General features: G+C 38.7%; 1 protein-coding gene. It reads right to left on the reverse strand.

Features of this window, described 5'->3' with window-relative positions; genetic code table 11:
• Positions 1-52 precede the first annotated feature (52 nt).
• The coding region (locus BTV99_RS12735) for a virulence RhuM family protein (protein ID WP_143507184.1) at positions 53-408 on the reverse strand (356 nt) is incomplete at its 5' end.

Consider the following 408-nt stretch of genomic DNA (forward strand, 5'->3'; position numbering starts at 1 on the left):
CATAGCGGGTTGGATGATGGAGTAAGCTGGGTTCTAGGTTGTTTAAAAGTTTTTATGAGGCGGCTAATATGCGGTAGTATTTATTGAGTTGCTGCGTGGTAATAGCATCAATTTCTTCTTGATAGCTTTTATAAGCACCTAATTCGTATTCCACCAAGTCAACATCAATGCCTAGCATGTGCAACTTCTTAATGTCTCTAAATCTGTTGTATTCAGTCTCAACGTGGCGCATAGCATGATCTTTAATATAATCTGTATATCCATTGAATACTGGGTAGCCGTTTAAGTCTAACAGCTTGTTCAATTGTTCATGCAAGTCTTTCATTGTTAAATTCTTGCCCATGAGCGCTGATGATTCAGCGAACAGCAAAAACTGCTCTGACAACAAGTACATGCGATAAAGCTCAT

The organism is Psychrobacter sp. Rd 27.2 (assembly GCF_001921755.1).
Lineage (GTDB): Bacteria > Pseudomonadota > Gammaproteobacteria > Pseudomonadales > Moraxellaceae > Psychrobacter > Psychrobacter celer.